This window comes from Bacillus sp. FSL W7-1085 (genome assembly GCF_038595035.1).
Lineage (GTDB): Bacteria > Bacillota > Bacilli > Bacillales > Bacillaceae > Bacillus > Bacillus altitudinis.
This window is the reverse complement of record NZ_CP152000.1, coordinates 896,975-914,644: the sequence shown is the minus strand read 5'-3', so window position 1 is coordinate 914,644 and position 17,670 is coordinate 896,975. Positions and strand designations below refer to the sequence as shown.

The following is a 17,670-nucleotide window of genomic DNA, read 5'->3' as shown; positions in this document are numbered from 1 at the left end:
GGAGCCTTTTTTCAGAAAGGGCTCCTGTTTATTCTCCTGAAAAATGCTCTTTCACCATGATGCAGAAGGAAGGCAAGAAGGTGATTTCGATCGTGATAACAAACCGTTCCACACCATCTAATAGTATCAACTGCTCTTTTTCATACTGCCGATCCTTTTTTATTTCTACATGTCGCACAGTTTTAAAGGCATATACTCCTAAAACGGATGCGTCCTTTTTTCGAACAGCCTTCAAAGAAAATTCTTGTACTCCAAGAGACATCGTCACCACAAATCGCTCTACCTCATTCTCAAACCGAAACGTTAGATCTTGATATTCAATGGGCATATCTCGTTCAAATCCTTCATCAGGCCAGGTCTCAAAAAAAGAAAGCCAGTCCGTTCGATCTGGAAATTGTTTTCTCCTCATTTTAAACCCCTCATAAGTGAAATTTTTATTAATTATCTTGTTTCCCCTTTTCTTTTGCAACAAATTTTAGTAATTTTAAAAAGGTGATTTTATTTTGCTAAGAGACCTCTTTATTAATTTAACAATTCTTGTCACTTTCCATTATTTATTGATGCTTGTGTTTAAAGAGAATTTTTTAAAAAAGGAAGACACCCTGCTCAGACAAATTTATAAAGGAATGATTTCTGGGTTACTCGGTGTCCTCTTAATGTTTTTCTCTATTAAAGCAGGACCAGCCATCATCGATTTAAGACATATCCCCCTTATTTTAACGGCATTTTATGGAGGCATTGCACAAACGTTCATTGCAGCCTGTGTGATCATTATTGGCCGATTATTAATCGAAGCCAATGTCGCTTCTTTCATTAATATTTTTTCCATGATATTTATCGCCACAGCTTCTTTTTTAATTGCTGAGCGTCATATCAATCACGTCGTAAAAATGCTGTTATCTATTACCATGAGCAACGTCATAGCGACGATTTTATTTATCATCATCGTCAATGAAAGATCATTTGAACTGCATGCTGCCTATTGGATGTTCTCGTATATTGCCGGTTTATTTAACTTTTATGTCATTGAGCATCAAACAAAAGCGTATCAGATGTTAAATTTGTATAAATTCCAAGCTCATTATGACTTTTTAACTGGTGTTTTAAATAAACGGAAATTCGATGAGATATTAAGTGATGCTTTTTCTCTGAACTTAAAGCAACCTATCCATCAAATGTCCTTGATTTATCTAGACATCGATTATTTCAAAACCATCAATGATCAGTATGGACATCATGAGGGAGATATCGTTTTAAAAGAAATCGGAACAAGGCTAATTAAGAACACAAGAAGCTCTGATTATATTGGGCGAATCGGCGGTGAAGAATTTGCTGTGCTTTTACCGAATTGTTCCGTTGAAAAAACATGGCAAATTGCGGAACGTTTACGAAAAAAAATGGCGGATCAGCCAATTTATTTACAAAACGGAACATCGATTCACATTACGGTGTCAATTGGATGTGCTTATGATGCAGGAACAAGTGAAAACATGAAACAATTACCGATTATTGCAGACCAGGAGCTCTATAAAGCGAAGCAGTCAGGCAGAAACCAAGTGAGCTTTTCTGGACGAAAAAGAGAACACTTAACATAGGCTTTTTCCTCAATTTGTTAGCGCTAATTATTTTTAAAAAAGTTTTCGTATAACAGTTGTTTTTTCCCGCAAACACTGGTAAAGTAAAGGTAATTATTTTTGTTCGTATCATCTTTAAGAAGAAAGTTTTGAAAGAGTTTTCGTCTTTGAAGTTTGTGTAAGAGCAAGAATAGTGAATTTAAGCGTTAAGATCGCTTTAGGAGGAAATTTCATGTTAGAAGGTAAAGTAAAATGGTTCAACTCTGAAAAAGGTTTCGGATTCATCGAAGTAGAAGGTCAAGACGATGTATTCGTTCACTTCTCTGCTATCCAAGGCGAAGGCTTCAAAACTTTAGAAGAAGGTCAATCAGTTTCTTTCGAAATCGTTGAAGGTAACCGTGGACCACAAGCTGCTAACGTTAACAAAGCGTAATTTAAGAGCATCTGCTCTTTTAGCACTTTATAGAGTGAAGGAAAACCGCTCGGCTTTTATGCTGGCGGTTTTTTTGTGCAATAAAAAAAGAGAACCTGACGAGAGGTTCTCTTTTTATTTGTCCTTCTGCTTTAGTTTCTGTAAAGCAGAACGATACATATCATCATTCATTTTCGTCTCTGGTTCTTCTTCTTTGACAGGTGGTTCTGGCTGCTTAAACTTTTGAAGCGCCTGTCTATAGAAATCATCACCTGACGGAGCATCATCTGTCTGAGAAGGCTCTGACGCTTTTTCTTCCACTTCAGGCTCTACAGGTCTCGCCGCAACTTCTGGCTCGCTATGCGGCACGTCAGGATGATTCGATACATCTTCTTTAATCTCTTCCTTCTCGGCCGAAGCGTGTCTGACATTGAACGCTACTAATCCGATAATGACTAGAACAGCAGCTACTAACGCTACAATAATCGTCGCCAAAAGAACCCTCTCCTTATCGCTTAAATGACGCAGTGACTGATGCTACACGTCTTCCTAATGCTTTCCCCAGCTCAATGCCTTCTGCAGAAATCACTTCATCAGAATCAATCGGGCACGTCACACCTGCTCCATAATAAGAGCCGTATAACGCATTTTCTGGAACATTTCCAGGAAGGCCGACCACAAGCATCCCTTGATGGAACATCGGCGTAATCAAATTATGCATCGTCATTTCTAATCCGCCGTGTGTTGTTGCAGTGGTACAGAAAACGGCACCGACTTTATCGATGAGTTTTCCTTCTGCCCATAAATACCCAAGACGGTCAATCCATGTCTTTAATCCAGAACTAATGGTACCAAAGTGACCAGGGCAGCCCCAAATGATTGCATCCATTTGATCAAGCTTGCGGATATCCGCATCTTTCACATGATCAATGAACACTTCAGCGTGCTCTGTTTCACCTGCGCCAGCTGCAATCGCTTCTGCAAGTGCTTTTGTATGGTCACCTTCACTATCGTATACGACATAAATTTTCATGTACGGTCCCTCCACACTTATCTTGCATCTTGGTTTGCTTCCTTAGGTGCTGGAAGCAATGTCATTTCTTGTTTCTTATCCTGCTTTTCTTTTCGCTTTTTATCCTTACGTACATCTCGCAGGAACAAGCTGAGAATCACACCCGCTGCACAGAATAATGTCACCCACATGTAAGCATCATTGATGCCCATCACATTGGAATCGACTTGTGCTTTCGTAAAGAGCTGGGTCGACACATATTTTTGAGCAGCTTCTGCTGTCATGCCCATATGGTGCATCACATTAGAGACAGCCGCTTGGAATGAATTCATAAAGAACGGATCAGCTGTATTCGTTTGATCTGCCATATTGGAATAATGGAATGTCGTGCGATTTGTATAAATCGTCGTGATCAAACTCGTACCGATCGAACCACTGATTTGTCTCAGTGTGTTTGACATCGCTGTACCATGACTGTTTAAATGTTGCGGTAATTGGTTCATCCCAGCAGTCATGACTGGCATCATTAAGAGTGACATACCAAAAGCACGTACTGCATACATGAGCACAATGTGACTATAAGATGTATCAATCGTCAGCCTTGTAAACTCGTATGTGGTAACAACCGTAATCAGCATCCCCACAATGGCAAGTGGACGAGGTCCAAATTTATCAAACAAGATCCCTGAAATTGGGGACATAATGAGCATCGCAAGTGCCCCTGGAAGCATTAATAGCCCCGATTGCAGTGCAGTAAACCCAACGAGGTTCTGCAAGTAGATCGGTAGTAAGAACATCCCAGTGTATAAAGCAACGGTAATAATAATGTTGATAACACTTGATAATGAGAAAATGCTGTATTTAAACACGCGGAAATCAAGCATCGGATTATCCGCTTTTAGCTGTTGGAAAATAAAGAGAATGATCGCAATCGCACCAATGATAATCGTAGATAAAACGATTGGATCTGTCCAACCATCACTTCCCGCTTCACTCACTCCGTATAGAAGCGAAGCAAAACCAACGATCGACAGAATCGCACCAAGAGTGTCCAGCTTGATTTTTTTAGGCTCTACAATATTTTTAAACATAAAGAAAGCCGCGATAATGACAATCGCACCGATTGGTACAAGTCCATAAAACATAATACGCCATGAATAGTGTTCAATAATATAACCAGATAACGTTGGTCCGACAGCTGGCGCAAACATCATCGCAAGACCAAAAATCCCCATTCCTTTCCCTCTGTTTTCTGGAGGGAAAATAAAAAGGATTGTTGTCATGACGAGCGGCTGTAAGATACCGCCACCGACTGCCTGAATCAAACGACCAATCAGCATCGTAGAAAAGTTTGGCGCAATACCGCAAATAAAAGTCCCTAGTGTAAATGAAATCATCGCCACGAGGAATAAGCTGCGCTGGCCAAAACGTGTGATTAAAAACGCAGATAACGGAATGAGCACACCGTTGACAAGCATGTAACCTGTTGTAAGCCACTGAATTGTCGTCGCACTCACATTAAATTCAGTCATTAAATGGGGCATGGCTACGTTCAAAAGCGTTTGGTTTAAAATCGCTACGAACAAACCGGCCATTAAAATGATCAGTAAAGACAAGGAGCCTGCTCCCTGTTTTGTCGCTGCAGGTTGATTTGCCATCTCAGACAACCTCCTTTCATTTTTTGATATCAGTCATCATTAAGATGAAATTTTGACAGAAGCATTCATACCTGGAAGTACTTTGTCAGATGGATTTTTAATTGAGATTTTCACTGCTACTTTTTGTGTCACTTTCGTGTAGTTACCACTTGAGTTTGTTGCTGGCAGCATATTGAATGTTGAGTTTGTTGCATAACCAATTTGTTCAACTGTTCCTTCAAATGTTGTATCAGGATCGCCGTCTACAACGATGTCCACTTTGTCACCTTTTTCAATGTTCTTAATGTCTGTTTCTTTAATATTCGCTGTAATGTAAAGCTTGCTTAGGTCAATCGTTTCACCAAGAACTGTCCCAGGCTGCACTTGTTGGTTGTTTTGTACTTCTTTTTTGACTAATGTGCCATCAGCCACTGCTTTAATGTTTGTTTTTGCTTCTCCTTCAACTTTTGCAACTGTGCTGTCTTTTTGCACTTCGTCACCTTCATTGATGTCCCAGCCTTTGATTTGTCCAGCTGCTGGCGCTGTAATTTGGTACATGTCACCTGTCACTTTTGCTTCATCTGTTTTTACGAAGTTTGTGCTTTCGTAGTAGTAATAAGCACCTCCGGCAATAATGGCAAGAATCACAATAAGGCCAATAATATTCGTTAGCAATAAACGCCCTCTGTTCATGTTTTGTTTCTCCTTTCATGTATAAAAATATAGTGTCATCTGCTTTAGCAAACTTAGAATGCCCATCATCTGACAGATTATGAAACAAGCTCATAGAGCTGCCTGTTTCCCCTTTTTCTACTCCGCTGAAAATGGTGTGCAGCCCATTTATACTTATTGTTCACTTATGAGCAAAAAGCAGAAAAAGAAGAAAAGACAATCGGCATCTTTTTTGAAAAACTTATATTTAACAAGATTAAATATTAATAAATGAAAATTGAAATGTCAAAGAGAAAGTTTTACTTTTTTTCTGGTGATCCCTTCCTTCTCCACACAAAAAACCTTTCAGCCCTTATGCTGAAAGGTTTTTTTGAATGTTCTCTTTAAGAAAGAACTTCTTCCTGCTGAAAAAATTTTTTTAATGCGAGAAAAACGTCTGATTTTTGCTTCAAAATATAATGCTTAAATTTCTCATCCTGAATATGTTTATATGCTGACATTAACGTAGAATGCCGATTATATTGATTCACTTCACCATAACAAAATAAATTGGCTTTTTTCATAATTTCAGAAACGAGCTTCACGCACCGTGCATTATCAGAGGTCAAATTGTCACCATCAGAAAAATGGAAAGGATAAATATTATATCGTGACGGAGGATATCGTTCGTCTATGAGCTCTAGTGCCTTTCGATAGACAGAAGAACAAATGGTTCCCCCGCTCTCTCCCCGAGAAAAGAAGTGCTCCTCGTCTACGACCTTCGCCTCTGTATGGTGGGCAATGAATTCGATCTCGACTGTCTCATACTTTGTCCGCAAGAAACGTGTCATCCAAAAGAAAAAGCTTCTCGCCATATATTTTTCCCAAAGCCCCATACTTCCGCTCGTATCCATCATCGCTAGGACAACCGCTTTTGATTCTGGTTTGGTGACTTCATTCCACGTCTTATACTTAATATCCTCTGGGTAAATGGGATAAAAGGAAGGGCTTCCTGTCATGGCATTTCGTTTAAATGCTGACAGCATTGTTCGTTTTTTATGAATATTACCGGTTAACCCCGTTTTGCGAATATCATTAAACTCAATTTCCTCGACAACGATATCATCAAGTTCCTTTTGTTTAAGATTTGGTAGCTCCAGCTCACGAAATAGCGCTTCCTCTAAATCCATTAATGAGACTTCTGCTTCGTAATAATCATCACCGGCTTGATCTCCAGCACCTTGACCTTTTCCCTGCCCTTGCTTACTGTCAGATCCATCCCGAGCGACCACATCGCCAACCTGGCTGTCTCCATCCCCCTGACCTACATGCTTATTCTTATCATAGTTGTACCGAATTTTATATTCATCTAAAGAACGGATCGGAATTTTGACCACATCTTTGCCATTAGACATGATGATGCTTTCCTCTGTGACAAGATCCGGCAAATTGTTTTTAATCGCCTCTTTGACTTTTTTCTGATGACGCTGCTGGTCATCAAAGCCTTTTCGATGGAGGGACCAGTCTTCCTGAGACACAATAAACTGACTTTTTTCTTGCCGGGACATCCATCCCCCTCCTCACCTTTTTGGACAATTCTTGTACCCATCGATTCCATTATCGTATGCTGCTCGTCAGCGAAATGACGACGATTTCTAAAAAAGACATTACCGGTGCTAGTTTGCGCCAATAATGCCTCCTTCATTTATTAACGATTCAGAAGACTACCTACATATTTTAAGAGTTCGTTTGCACTTGTAGAATTATAGCCATGCTCATCAATCAATCGCGCCACTACTTCATTGACCTTTTTCAACTGTTGCTCATCCGGCGTTTTTGTCGATGTCGTAATTTTCACGACATCTTTCAAATCGGCAAAGAGCTTCTTCTGAATAGCTTCTCGTAATCTCTCGTGAGAATTATAATCAAAGCGTTTGCCCTTTCTCGCATAAGCAGAAATCCGAATAAGGATTTCTTCTCTGAATGCCTTCTTGGCGTTTTCAGAAATGCCGATCTGTTCCTCAATTGAACGCATGAGCTTTTCATCAGGATTCATTTCTTCACCTGTTAACGGATCACGCAGTTTGTTTTTATTGCAGTACGCCTCGACATTATCTAAGTAATTATCCATGAGAGTTTTCGCAGACTCCTCATAGGAATACACAAATGCCTTTTGAACTTCCTTCTTCGCCATATCGTCATACTCTTTTCGTGCGACAGAAATAAAATTCAAATAACGTTCCCGATCTTCACTTGAGATCGATGGATGCTGATCGAGTCCTTCTTTTAAGGAACGGAGGACATCCAGTGCATTGATGGATTCCATGTTCTTTCGAATAATAGTGGATGAAATGCGGTTAATGACATATCTCGGGTCAATTCCGCTCATTCCTTCGTCATGAAATTCCTTTTTCATCTCATCAATATCAACAGATTGGAAACCTTCGACACTTTCGCCATCATACAGTCGCATTTTTTTCACCAAATCGATATCAGACCGCTTCGGCTCTTTCAGCCTTGTCAAAATAGAGAACATCGCAGCTACCTTTAGCGTGTGCGGTGCAATATGAACATCTGAGACATCACTTTCTGAAATCATCTTATGATAAATGCGTTCTTCCTCTGTCACCTTTAAATTATAAGGGATCGGCATCACAATAATTCTTGAGTGTAAAGCCTCGTTCTTTTTATTTGAAATAAATGACCGGTACTCCGTTTCATTCGTATGTGCAACAATCAATTCATCCGCACTTATCAACGCAAAACGCCCCGCCTTAAAATTTCCCTCCTGCGTTAATGAAAGAAGATGCCATAGAAATTTCTCATCACACTTTAACATCTCCTGAAATTCCATCATTCCACGGTTCGCTTTATTGAGCTCTCCATCAAACCGGTACGCACGCGGGTCTGACTCTGAACCAAATTCAGCAATCGTTGAAAAATCAATACTTCCTGTTAAGTCAGCAATGTCCTGAGATTTCGGATCCGACGGACTGAAAGTACCAATGCCGGTCCGTTTGTCCTCTGAGAAAAAGATTCGTTCCACTCTCACATCCTCAATGCGGCCGCCATATTCCTCTTCCAGCCTCATCAAGTTCAAAGGTGATAAATTCCCCTGCACACGTATGCCATATTCTCTATAGAAATCCTCCCGCAGATTTTGCGGAATGAGATGAAGCGGATCTTCATGCATTGGGCAGCCTTTAATCGCATAGACTGCGCCATGATCTGTTAGTGAATACTCTTCAAGCCCTCTTTTCAGCCTTGTGACAAGCGTCGATTTCCCGCCGCTGACTGGGCCCATTAATAATAAAATACGCTTTCTGACATCTAAACGTTTAGCCGCAGGGTGAAAATACTCTTCCACTAGCCTTTCCAATGATTCCTCTAAACCAAAAAGCTCCTGATCAAAAAATTTGTAGGTTCTGACCCCATTCTCCTCTTCAATCCCGCTGTCCTTAATCATATGATAAACGCGAGAATGAGCAGATTGAGCGACAAGTGGATTTTCTTTAATAATATCTAAATATTCGCTGAAGGTGCCTTCCCATTTCAGTCGCTGCTCTTCTTCTCTGTGCTGTTCAATTTTCTTTAAAATATCCATATGAACCTCCTCTTTCAAGATTGAAGCTAGAAATCAGATACTGTTTTACAATCTATGCGGAGGCGTCCTATTACATGCTTTCGTTCTTCAAAATGACGAATTGGCAAACTGAATTGACAACCATCCGCAAGACCCTTCATAATAAAGGAAAAACAGGAGAAAAATGATCTTCATCTCCTGCTTTTCAAGGCGAACTTCACAACATATGAAACCGGCAACGAAGGAACAAAGGGATAAGGGGGAGCTTATATGAGAACGGTCATTATGATGGGCGTCATCATTACGTTTTTAGTATCCATTTTCACAGCTGGCTACGAAGGCAAGCCTGGTAAATGAAAAAAAGGATGTTCCATCAGCGGAACATCCTTTTTCATTTCGTTCATATTTTCAGCACTTACATATTCACTGAAAGCGAGATGGGATCTCGGCTTTTTATCATGTTCTTATATCAAATCTCGGTATTGCTGCTGGCGAAGCGCCTCATACACAAGAATCGCTGCCGTATTCGATAGATTCAGTGAACGAACATGCTCTGTCATTGGTAAACGTAGACAGCGATCCATATTCCGTTCAATCAAATCTTTTGGCAATCCACTCGTCTCTCTGCCAAATACGAAGAAGTAGTCTTCATCTAGCTGCGAGTAATCGAACGTTGTATGCGGCTTTTGCCCAAACTTTGTGATATAGAAAAATTGCCCCTTCGGATGAGCCTCAAACAATTCATCTAATGAATCATGATAGACGACATTGGCATATTTCCAATAATCGAGTCCTGCACGCTTCAGCATTTTATCATCTGTCGAAAAACCAAGCGGACGAATCAGATGAAGTGTTGTATTTGTTGCTGCACATGTTCGCGCAATATTTCCAGTATTAGCTGGAATTTCTGGTTGATATAAAACGACATGAAGTCCCAAAAAAGTTCACCTCTAATTTTCATTTCCGCTCAACATTATACCATTAACTATCCTTCGGAGCATCGTCCAAAATGTGAAAAAACGTATAACGAATACTAGGTGTATAAGCCGTTGAATCTTCATACGACCAGTAACGCATACGACTGTCATACGTTTGTGCATTCACAAGAGGCATTCCGCCTTTATCATGATCAACGACAATGGTTGTATGATTATACCTACCGTCACCCTCAAAATCGTAGCAAATAACATCACCTATTTGAAGCTCCTGCGGCTCCTTGAGCTTCTTCGCTCTCAACCCCGCTTTGGAATTCGTTAAATAATTTTTCATCGAATGTGCCACCGTCCAGCTGTAGCTCCATGTATGTGGACGAACCCACCAGCCAGATCCACGGTTCGGATATCCTCTCGTTGGTGCATTCCCTGCTTTTAGACATTGTGAAATAAAATTCGTACAGTTATCTTCAAAATTTTTATAGGCTGGATTCCGTTTATTCCAATACGTCTCAGCATATTGAACAGCTGCACGCCGGTCATAGTGAAAAGCTCTTCCAAATTGGTCTTCATTTTGGAAGCGCTCATCCACCTGACCTTCCTTTTGTCGTTCTTCTAACATCATCCGATCTTTCACAAGCATGTCGTTATAAAGAAACGCTTCTCTTTTCTCAACCTGTTCCTCTAAATAAAAAGAATCGTCTATATCCTTACAGACATAAGTGAGGTGCGCGAGATATTGTACTTGCTGAGCTCCATCATCTTGAATAGCTGAATCGAGAAGTTTTGCTTTTGCTTTCGCCTTGACAATCTCAACTTGTCTTCTTGCAAACAGCTCTTTCTTTCGCTCCACAGCGTCCACATCAGACATCAGCTGGGGTTGTTTGATCGTACTGCCATTTAATAAATATGCCAGTCTGTCTTCTAACGTTTGTTCTAATAATTGTTTCACACAGACACCACCAAACTTTTTTTAACATCTCTGTTTGGTTCATTCTATGTTCAATGGGAGGTTATTTAGTATTTAAAGGTGTTTGTAACAATTCAATCCCTTTGATGATCTCTTGTTTTGCTTCTTCATCACTTTCCCGCTCAAGGGCTTTTTCCAGTTCTGAAAGCTGCTGACCATCGCCAATTTTACCGATTGCCCAAGCAGCCGTGCCTCGAATGACCGGTCTTGGATCTTTATGCATCAGGTCAACCAAATCTGGCAAAGCAGATGCATCTTTAAAGTGAGCAAGTGCCAAAATGGCATTCCGCTGAATAGGCTTTTTCCCTCGCCATGATCCAGAAACATGACCATACTTCTCTTTAAACTCACGATTGCTGATTGTCAGCAGTGGCTTTAAGAGCGGCTTTGCAATTTCAGGGTCCGGCTCCATTTCAGGATGTAGATGAAAGTCTTTCCCTTTATTAATTGGGCAGACCGTTTGGCACGTATCACATCCATACAACCGATTCCCTATTTTCGAGCGAAATTCGTCAGGTAAAAACCCTTTTGTCTGTGTTAAAAACGAAATACACCTTTGAGAATTGAGCTGGCCTGGATTCACAAGAGCACCCGTTGGGCATGAATCCACACATTTATTACAAGTTCCGCACTGGTCTTCTATTTTCTCATCCGGTTCAAATGGAACATTTGTAATCATCTCAGCCAAATAGACATAAGATCCGAACTCTGGTGTGATAATCATACAGTTCTTTGCACTAAAGCCAATGCCAGCACGTTCGGCTACAGCACGGTCAGACAATTCACCTGTGTCCACCATTGATTTTGTCCGAATATCTTCGTGTTTACTGCGCAAAAATTCTTCAAGCATGTCGAGCTTTTTTTTCAGCACAACATGATAATCAGTTCCCCATGAAGCCCTGCAAAAAATCCCTCTTCTTGCATCCTTTGTACTTCGGGGAGCATCTTTCATTTTGGAAGGGTATGCGAGCGCAATGGCGACAATTGATTTTGCTTTTGGAAGCAGCAAAGCAGGATTTGTTCGTTTTTCGATATCAGGCTCTTCAAAACCGGACAAATACCCTAACGATTCATGTAAGATGAGGCGGTCCTTTAATGAATCAAATGTATCAGCACTTGCAAATCGAATTTTATCGACACCAATTTCATTCGCATATTGAATTAACTCTTCTTTTAATTGTCCAACATGAATCACCTTGCAAACCTCCTTTCTTTGTTTCTTCAGTTGTTTTCAGTATAATACGAGTGTATCATGACCGATTGGAGTGAGTCACTGTGAAGATACAAATGAAAATCTCCCAACCTCAAAGCCCGTCTATCCATGTTGGACAGATTGAATATTCACATATTGAGATAGGAAAATCCCCTCAAATGTTAAAAGGCCGACTGCGACTGTTTCAAGAATCTTTGTTTTTTGAATATGAAGATCAAACTTTGGAAGAAGTACCAGCGATCAAAGAATGGACGAATCTTCTAGAAGGTGTCCCCTTTCTTCCGCTTCTTGCTGATATTCAAAAAGAACAATTTATTGACTCGACCAATTCCGTACAGGATTTGTCGATATTTTTTTCATTAAAATATTTCTTGCCTATCCTTACATTAGATGCCGATCAATTGAAAGGGCCTCTTTCATTATCCAAAAATGAAACTGGTCATATTGAATGGCAGGATGGCGCAGAGCTTAAAGGGTTATTTTCTCAAGCAAGTAAAGCTCAAATTTCTCAAGACACAAAAAGCATTCTTCAAATCATTCTCTTCCCACCATCTATTTCCCGGGAAAAGAGTGAGGCACTTATACAATCCTTGACGAAGATGTTTATACAAATACATGGTGGAGAAAGTAAATATGAACTCATTGAAAAAGCACTGTAGGTCACAGTGCTTTTTACATTATACTGACATAATAAAAAACGCAACACTTCGTTTATCTATGAAACGAAATACTGCGTTATAAACAAAATTATGTATTGGAGCGGGTGATGAGAATCGAACTCACGACATCAGCTTGGAAGGCTGAGGTTTTACCACTAAACTACACCCGCATCAATCTTTTAAAGACAACATCATTGCGTTGACTTTTATTATGTTACAACTTTCTTAACAATTCGTCAAGAGAATATGAAGATTTTTCGTCAAAAAATTTCATATTCTCCATATATATTACGATAGTTATTTGTCTAGCTGCAAATACACCAAATAAGCCTGCTTCACATCTTTTAATTCCTCTTTCAGATTCTTTTCAGAACCTGTTAAACCAGAAAACTCATGGTTCAATCCAGTTGTGATGGTAGTAGAAATTAATTTTTTCTCTCCAGGAGACATGTGAAAAAGATCTGAAGCTGATATCGTTGTGTTTCCTCCCACGTCCTGTTTGAAATCCATGCTAGTCGAGAGTTTCGTTAGTTCGCTTTGCTCTTTATCTTTCCATAAGCTATACGTTACTTTTAACAGATCATCTTTTTCATCTTCTAGCTGGTAGATAAAATTCACACTGTTATCGACGCCATTTTGATGAAGCTCAATGGTGATTTTTTTTGTATCGTCTTTTAATAATTGTCCATCTTTGTAATGCATACCGATCAAGGATACACTTTTATTACTGCCTTTTAGTCCTTTCACTGTCATCGCTTCAAACGGCTTATCTGATAATGCTTCCAAAAGACTTTTTTCATTTTTTGTTAGTTTCATAGGTTCGACAGTTACTTCATCGTGAGTTGCTGTTTCCTTATTTTTCTCTGTTGCAGGTTTTTCTGAGACCGTTTTCTCTGTCGTTGTTGTTTCTGCAGCCTTCTCGCCGCATCCTGCTAATAGAAAAACAGTAAATAAAAGAATGCTCCATTTCTTAATCATTGATATCCCCTTTAGTATTTTTATTCTTTATTATACTAAAATTTGGTTGATTATACAAAAAAAGATTAGGAGTATTCTCCTAATCTTTCGCTTTTTTCTGTTTCATGGCTGATAGGAATGCCACAATGAGAAAACTGACAGCAAAAATGACAACCATATAAATAAAAAAGTTTGGTTTGATTTGGAACGTAAATGCAGACGAACCTTCCATCTCAAAAGCAAGACTGTTAAATAATAATTCATTATTTGTTTTTGATTGAAATAAGTGATAGAACAGAACACCAATGGTCAGCATCGGAAAGCCTAAGAAACCTAGGAAACTACCAACAATTGCACCTTGTTTCATTGCCTGAACGTTCATGATCGTTGTCCTCCCATTCCACCAAGCAATAACTGCTTCATAATAGACTTACCATCCCCCATAAACGGAAGAAGGTAGAGCAATTGAATAAAATACGTGATTGAAAAAATGAAAAACCCTGTCGAAATTGGATTTTCTTTTAGAAATAAAACAGTCACAATGATTCCGGCTGCGCCAATGAGCCCCGGCAAAAGCGGACCAAGCAGTGTAATCCACACCTGTTTTTTCTGAAACGGATCTAAAACAGGCCTCACAAATTTCACAGACATCATATCGCTCGCAAAAAAGCCTTGAGGGCCATCCCGGCCGGCGAACTTCCGATGTGCATACCCATGTGCCGCCTCATGCAAGGCGGTTCCAGTAATTAATCCGAAATAAATAATCGTAAAATAAATCGCAATGGCTGCAATCGATGGATCAGGAATAAATAAAAAGGCGATTCCCGCCATGATCATAAAGAGCACCCAGAAAAAGATGATTTTGCGCGTCACCATCAGCAGAGCCGTACCCAATATGTGAAGAAATGAATGACCCGTGCAGTCAAATCGCTCTTTCATCTTTACTTGATACTGCTTAAAAAATTGACAGAAGGCTGTGACAGTCCGATATGGCGATTGATAATGAATCGACAGCAAGTGATGCTGATTCAGCCCCATCATCAATTGATAAAAATCGCGGGCAATCACAGACTCATCGACCTGAAACAAATCGGCGAGTTCTGCCGTAATACTCGCCTCTGTCCTTTGACCATCCACTTTCGTTAACATATGATATGCACTTTCGTTAATTGGAAGTGAGCTTCCGTACTGCGTATCAATCAAATGCCTTTTTTGTAAAGTCACATATGGCGCAAGTGCCGGCACCCGCTCAATCTTTAGCTTATTGTTAAGAAGTTGAATCATGTGAATACCTCCATGAAAAACCTTTATATATGGCAAAGATGAGCAGACATTCAAATCCTGCCACAAGCAGCCACTGAAGCATTTGACTCGATTCCCCTATCACATAGTTTCCAATAAATACAATCGGAATCATGATTAAAATAAGCGCTCCAAACGAGAAAATACCTGTGTAAGGATTATTTCGATCAAGGGGTAATAAAATACCTACCACATAAAAGAGAGCCGTTGCATTACACAAGACAGCAGCGCCAATCAACACGATCCAGATCTGATCCGGGAGCGTCAGTGTTGTGATCATAAATAAAACAATTTGGATCACACCAACGAGCAAAAGTCCGAGAAACTTATAAAGAGCCACTTCCCATGGCCTTAGACCAAACGTTTTATACATCCCAAGCATACGTTTGTCATTGCCAAATGAATTAAAAGCTGTTAACCCAGCTAGCGCACATAAGACAAAAAAAGCTTCTCCTTCAAAGCGGAAGGCAAACTGATAACGGACAAATAAAATGACAATAAGGAGGATGAGAAAGTTTAAAATATTTTCTTCATTTCTCACTTGTGACTTTATTTCCTTTACAATGAGTGACCACTTTTTCGAAGATGAAAATGGTAGTTTGTGCAGAAAGGTTAACGCTTTTTTCTCAGCCATAATTGGCATTAAAGCAAGAGAAATAAATGCGCCTCCCGCAGATAATGAGATGAAGAGGATCAAAATCGCATAATTCACCCCGTCAGGAGACATCCCTTGTGCCGCTAAGAAAAACGGCGCTGTAAAATACATCAAATGATAATCAAACTGTACATATGATTGCTGTATTTGATTGATGTCAAAATGTGTCATTCCATACGCTACAACTAGCGCTAATAAAACAAATATCGCTGCAAATTTTTGCAACGGTAATTTTAATTTTAGTACGAGTAAATAAGTCACGTTGTAAATGAGCTGAAGCAGCGTTAAGACAAAGAGCGATTGCAGCAGCACCATCAAAAAGAATGTAAGAATAAAGAAAATACCGATCCCTTGTGCAATAAAATTAGGTAAAAGCAAGATCCCGATGAAAAATAAAACAAGCCCTGTCACGACTGTCACCATCGGAATGAAGTAACCAAGACTTTTTTGAAAGGTAGACAGCGGAAACCAGCTGAGCTGCATAGAAAAACGATCTTGTTCAGGTGTTCTGACTTTGATCAGCACAAATAACAAGCTTGTAAAAATGGATGCATTGATTGCCATCGACACAACCAACAACCCAAGTGACCGTTCATCTCCATTTAAGAAAGCCTTCATAAAGACACCCGTAAAACTGTATCCGATGATGGCTCCCATTGTGACTGCAAACAAAAAGAATAAGACCACAATGATTCGCTTCGTTTGAGTATCAAAGAGCTTATACATCTCCTGCTGCCACATTTTAAGCATCATTTTAGAAATGATTAATGATTTCATCAAAATGTGCACCCCTATCACTTAACATTGAAGCTTTCAGAAACACCTGTTCCAATGTGCTTGATTGATACTTTTCTTTTAAGGCTGAAACCGTCCCTTCATCCATTTTATTTCCTTTAGAAATAATGGCGATCTTGTGGCACAGCTCTTCCGCTGAAAGCATATCATGCGTTGAAAGCAAGATTGCACCATGGTGCTCGGCATAACGTTTCATCAGTTTCTTTGTGTTTATAACCGCTTCAATATCAAGTCCTCTAAAGGGCTCATCCATGATCACTAATTGACTCTCAAGCATAAAGGCAGCAATCAGCTGTGTCTTTTTTTTCATTCCATGGGAATAGGTTTCAATCGGTCTTGATAAAGCTGTTTCCATATCAAACAATTCAATTAGTTGATTTCTTCTTTGAATTGTTTTACATTCATACATAGAAGAAACAAAATCTAAATATTCAGCACCAGTCAATGCTTCAGGGAGCAGCAGATCATCTGGAACATAGGCGACTTGTTTTTTAAAGGATGGATCATCATTTGTGACATCCTTGATATGAATGGTTCCTTCTGTATGCTTAATGATGCCAAGTACACAGTTAATCATCGTTGTTTTACCGGATCCATTTGGTCCAGCCACAGCAACGATTTGATGAGGGGCAATTTTCAAATGAAAATCATTGACAGCAGTCACGTTATTTTTATACGTCTTGGTTAAATTCTCGATCGTAAACATATAACCTCCAAGTGTCTGCATATTCTTTAAAAACAGATCAGGCTAAACCGCCCGCCACAGACGGTTTAGCCCTGGTGTCTTATCTAAGAAGTAAAAAGATGAATCCTAAGTATAGCTACTTACATTCAATTTGGACTTTTAAGCCACTTTCCCACTGAACGGCTCCTGTAAAGCTACCCTTGCCGTTTGCTAAACACCAAACTGCTGCTCCTAGAACAACTGTTGCTCCCAATCCAAGAAGGACAGCAACAAATACTAAGAACCAAGCTTGGTCCATAATAGCAGGTTCCATAGTGGAATAGTCAACTTGCGGCGCTGCATAAGTCATACTTTTCACCTCCCAGCTTATGATGATCGTATCATAGGCGTCACACTCCAAACATCAACAGAAGATCCCATTTTTGACCGAACATATTTTCGTGTAAAATGTGACTTTTTATTCAATTATTCATGTTCAACTGTATAAATACTCCCTTTTTTACTATTTTTCACCACAACATAAGAACCACCGAACCCATATATTGTCAATAAATCCATCTTTTTTCTGCCTTTTTTCAAATAGTTCATTTTCATCATCTCTTCTATTTAATCTTTCATTTTTTTGAGATAGAA

Annotated in this window: 20 protein-coding genes and 1 tRNA gene; 3 read left to right on the top strand and 18 right to left on the bottom strand. The window is 39.6% G+C overall.

What is annotated here, in order from left to right; genetic code table 11:
• Nucleotides 1–28 precede the first annotated feature (28 nt).
• On the bottom strand, nucleotides 29–409 hold the full coding sequence (locus tag MKY11_RS04600; protein WP_342501895.1) for a hypothetical protein: 381 nt from the start codon (nucleotides 407–409) through the stop codon (nucleotides 29–31).
• A 94-nt stretch (nucleotides 410–503) separates the two neighbouring features.
• Here MKY11_RS04600 and MKY11_RS04595 point away from each other — a divergent pair, with 94 nt between their 5' ends.
• A complete protein-coding gene (locus tag MKY11_RS04595; RefSeq protein ID WP_039169236.1) occupies nucleotides 504–1,595 on the top strand; it encodes a diguanylate cyclase in 1,092 nt (363 codons plus the stop codon).
• 211 nt (nucleotides 1,596–1,806) lie between these two features.
• On the top strand, nucleotides 1,807–2,007 hold the full coding sequence (cspB, locus tag MKY11_RS04590; RefSeq protein ID WP_008349061.1) for a cold shock-like protein CspB: 201 nt from the start codon (nucleotides 1,807–1,809) through the stop codon (nucleotides 2,005–2,007).
• Nucleotides 2,008–2,121: 114 nt separating this feature from the next.
• On the opposite strand, the gene MKY11_RS04585 is transcribed toward cspB, so the two are convergent.
• The 9 genes from MKY11_RS04585 to queG all read right to left on the bottom strand — a co-directional run bounded on the left by MKY11_RS04585 (nucleotide 2,122) and on the right by queG (nucleotide 11,963).
• Nucleotides 2,122–2,481 (bottom strand): hypothetical protein, encoded by a 360-nt coding sequence (locus tag MKY11_RS04585; RefSeq protein ID WP_017360371.1) that lies wholly within the window; start codon nucleotides 2,479–2,481, stop codon nucleotides 2,122–2,124.
• A 13-nt stretch (nucleotides 2,482–2,494) separates the two neighbouring features.
• A complete protein-coding gene (locus MKY11_RS04580; protein WP_135009116.1) occupies nucleotides 2,495–3,019 on the bottom strand; it encodes an NAD(P)H-dependent oxidoreductase in 525 nt (174 codons plus the stop codon).
• Between the two features lie 17 nt (nucleotides 3,020–3,036).
• Nucleotides 3,037–4,656: a DHA2 family efflux MFS transporter permease subunit gene (locus tag MKY11_RS04575; RefSeq protein ID WP_041507548.1), complete on the bottom strand. Its 1,620-nt coding sequence runs from the start codon at nucleotides 4,654–4,656 to the stop codon at nucleotides 3,037–3,039.
• A 39-nt stretch (nucleotides 4,657–4,695) separates the two neighbouring features.
• Nucleotides 4,696–5,328, bottom strand: a complete 633-nt coding sequence (locus MKY11_RS04570) for an HlyD family efflux transporter periplasmic adaptor subunit (protein WP_007497037.1) — start codon at nucleotides 5,326–5,328, stop codon at nucleotides 4,696–4,698.
• Between the two features lie 362 nt (nucleotides 5,329–5,690).
• Nucleotides 5,691–6,854 carry a sporulation protein YhbH gene (gene yhbH / locus MKY11_RS04565; RefSeq protein WP_007497035.1) on the bottom strand — a complete coding sequence of 388 codons (1,164 nt, stop codon included), beginning with the start codon at nucleotides 6,852–6,854 and terminating at the stop codon, nucleotides 5,691–5,693.
• Nucleotides 6,855–6,994: 140 nt separating this feature from the next.
• Entirely contained in the window at nucleotides 6,995–8,890 is a 1,896-nt protein-coding gene (locus MKY11_RS04560; protein WP_017360374.1) for a PrkA family serine protein kinase, read from the bottom strand.
• A gap of 443 nt (nucleotides 8,891–9,333) precedes the next feature.
• The gene (gene trmL / locus MKY11_RS04555) at nucleotides 9,334–9,807 is read right to left on the bottom strand and encodes a tRNA (uridine(34)/cytosine(34)/5-carboxymethylaminomethyluridine(34)-2'-O)-methyltransferase TrmL (protein WP_003211950.1); all 474 of its coding nucleotides are present in this window, start codon (nucleotides 9,805–9,807) and stop codon (nucleotides 9,334–9,336) included.
• Nucleotides 9,808–9,850: 43 nt separating this feature from the next.
• Nucleotides 9,851–10,753, bottom strand: a complete 903-nt coding sequence (locus tag MKY11_RS04550; protein WP_056705061.1) for an amidase domain-containing protein — start codon at nucleotides 10,751–10,753, stop codon at nucleotides 9,851–9,853.
• Nucleotides 10,754–10,814: 61 nt separating this feature from the next.
• A complete protein-coding gene (gene queG, locus MKY11_RS04545) occupies nucleotides 10,815–11,963 on the bottom strand; it encodes a tRNA epoxyqueuosine(34) reductase QueG (protein ID WP_041093435.1) in 1,149 nt (382 codons plus the stop codon).
• 83 nt (nucleotides 11,964–12,046) lie between these two features.
• On the opposite strand from queG, the gene MKY11_RS04540 reads away from it, so the two are divergent.
• Nucleotides 12,047–12,643, top strand: coding sequence for a hypothetical protein (locus tag MKY11_RS04540; RefSeq protein WP_327872153.1), 597 nt, complete (start codon nucleotides 12,047–12,049; stop codon nucleotides 12,641–12,643).
• Nucleotides 12,644–12,739: 96 nt separating this feature from the next.
• Here the strand turns inward: MKY11_RS04540 and MKY11_RS04535 are convergent.
• The 8 genes from MKY11_RS04535 to MKY11_RS04500 form a co-directional block, all read right to left on the bottom strand.
• Nucleotides 12,740–12,813, bottom strand: a tRNA-Gly gene (locus MKY11_RS04535).
• Nucleotides 12,814–12,940: 127 nt separating this feature from the next.
• A complete protein-coding gene (locus MKY11_RS04530) occupies nucleotides 12,941–13,621 on the bottom strand; it encodes a hypothetical protein (RefSeq protein WP_047947127.1) in 681 nt (226 codons plus the stop codon).
• Between the two features lie 79 nt (nucleotides 13,622–13,700).
• Nucleotides 13,701–13,982 carry a hypothetical protein gene (locus tag MKY11_RS04525; protein ID WP_008349089.1) on the bottom strand — a complete coding sequence of 94 codons (282 nt, stop codon included), beginning with the start codon at nucleotides 13,980–13,982 and terminating at the stop codon, nucleotides 13,701–13,703.
• Nucleotides 13,979–14,884, bottom strand: a complete 906-nt coding sequence (locus tag MKY11_RS04520) for a PqqD family peptide modification chaperone (RefSeq protein WP_342501893.1) — start codon at nucleotides 14,882–14,884, stop codon at nucleotides 13,979–13,981. The genes MKY11_RS04525 and MKY11_RS04520 overlap by 4 nt, the downstream gene beginning before the upstream one ends.
• On the bottom strand, nucleotides 14,868–16,334 hold the full coding sequence (locus tag MKY11_RS04515; RefSeq protein ID WP_047947125.1) for a hypothetical protein: 1,467 nt from the start codon (nucleotides 16,332–16,334) through the stop codon (nucleotides 14,868–14,870). Before MKY11_RS04515 ends, MKY11_RS04520 begins: the two co-directional genes overlap by 17 nt.
• A complete protein-coding gene (locus MKY11_RS04510; RefSeq protein ID WP_041507552.1) occupies nucleotides 16,312–17,058 on the bottom strand; it encodes an ABC transporter ATP-binding protein in 747 nt (248 codons plus the stop codon). Before MKY11_RS04510 ends, MKY11_RS04515 begins: the two co-directional genes overlap by 23 nt.
• Before the next feature lie 115 nt (nucleotides 17,059–17,173).
• Nucleotides 17,174–17,386 carry a hypothetical protein gene (locus MKY11_RS04505; protein ID WP_003211695.1) on the bottom strand — a complete coding sequence of 71 codons (213 nt, stop codon included), beginning with the start codon at nucleotides 17,384–17,386 and terminating at the stop codon, nucleotides 17,174–17,176.
• A 116-nt stretch (nucleotides 17,387–17,502) separates the two neighbouring features.
• Nucleotides 17,503–17,625, bottom strand: coding sequence for a hypothetical protein (locus MKY11_RS04500; RefSeq protein WP_268381612.1), 123 nt, complete (start codon nucleotides 17,623–17,625; stop codon nucleotides 17,503–17,505).
• Between the last annotated feature and the right edge of the window lie 45 nt (nucleotides 17,626–17,670).

Coding starts and splice junctions, on each gene's coding strand:
- MKY11_RS04505 (WP_003211695.1), bottom strand. CDS start 17,386: ATGACTTATGCAGCGCCGCAAGTTGACTATTCCACTATGGAACCTGCT.
- MKY11_RS04520 (WP_342501893.1), bottom strand. CDS start 14,884: ATGATTCAACTTCTTAACAATAAGCTAAAGATTGAGCGGGTGCCGGCA.
- MKY11_RS04525 (WP_008349089.1), bottom strand. CDS start 13,982: ATGAACGTTCAGGCAATGAAACAAGGTGCAATTGTTGGTAGTTTCCTA.
- MKY11_RS04530 (WP_047947127.1), bottom strand. CDS start 13,621: ATGATTAAGAAATGGAGCATTCTTTTATTTACTGTTTTTCTATTAGCA.
- yhbH (WP_007497035.1), bottom strand. CDS start 6,854: ATGTCCCGGCAAGAAAAAAGTCAGTTTATTGTGTCTCAGGAAGACTGG.
- MKY11_RS04580 (WP_135009116.1), bottom strand. CDS start 3,019: ATGAAAATTTATGTCGTATACGATAGTGAAGGTGACCATACAAAAGCA.
- MKY11_RS04510 (WP_041507552.1), bottom strand. CDS start 17,058: ATGTTTACGATCGAGAATTTAACCAAGACGTATAAAAATAACGTGACT.
- MKY11_RS04515 (WP_047947125.1), bottom strand. CDS start 16,334: ATGAAATCATTAATCATTTCTAAAATGATGCTTAAAATGTGGCAGCAG.
- MKY11_RS04500 (WP_268381612.1), bottom strand. CDS start 17,625: ATGAACTATTTGAAAAAAGGCAGAAAAAAGATGGATTTATTGACAATA.
- MKY11_RS04600 (WP_342501895.1), bottom strand. CDS start 409: ATGAGGAGAAAACAATTTCCAGATCGAACGGACTGGCTTTCTTTTTTT.
- MKY11_RS04570 (WP_007497037.1), bottom strand. CDS start 5,328: ATGAACAGAGGGCGTTTATTGCTAACGAATATTATTGGCCTTATTGTG.
- MKY11_RS04575 (WP_041507548.1), bottom strand. CDS start 4,656: ATGGCAAATCAACCTGCAGCGACAAAACAGGGAGCAGGCTCCTTGTCT.
- MKY11_RS04560 (WP_017360374.1), bottom strand. CDS start 8,890: ATGGATATTTTAAAGAAAATTGAACAGCACAGAGAAGAAGAGCAGCGA.
- cspB (WP_008349061.1), top strand. CDS start 1,807: ATGTTAGAAGGTAAAGTAAAATGGTTCAACTCTGAAAAAGGTTTCGGA.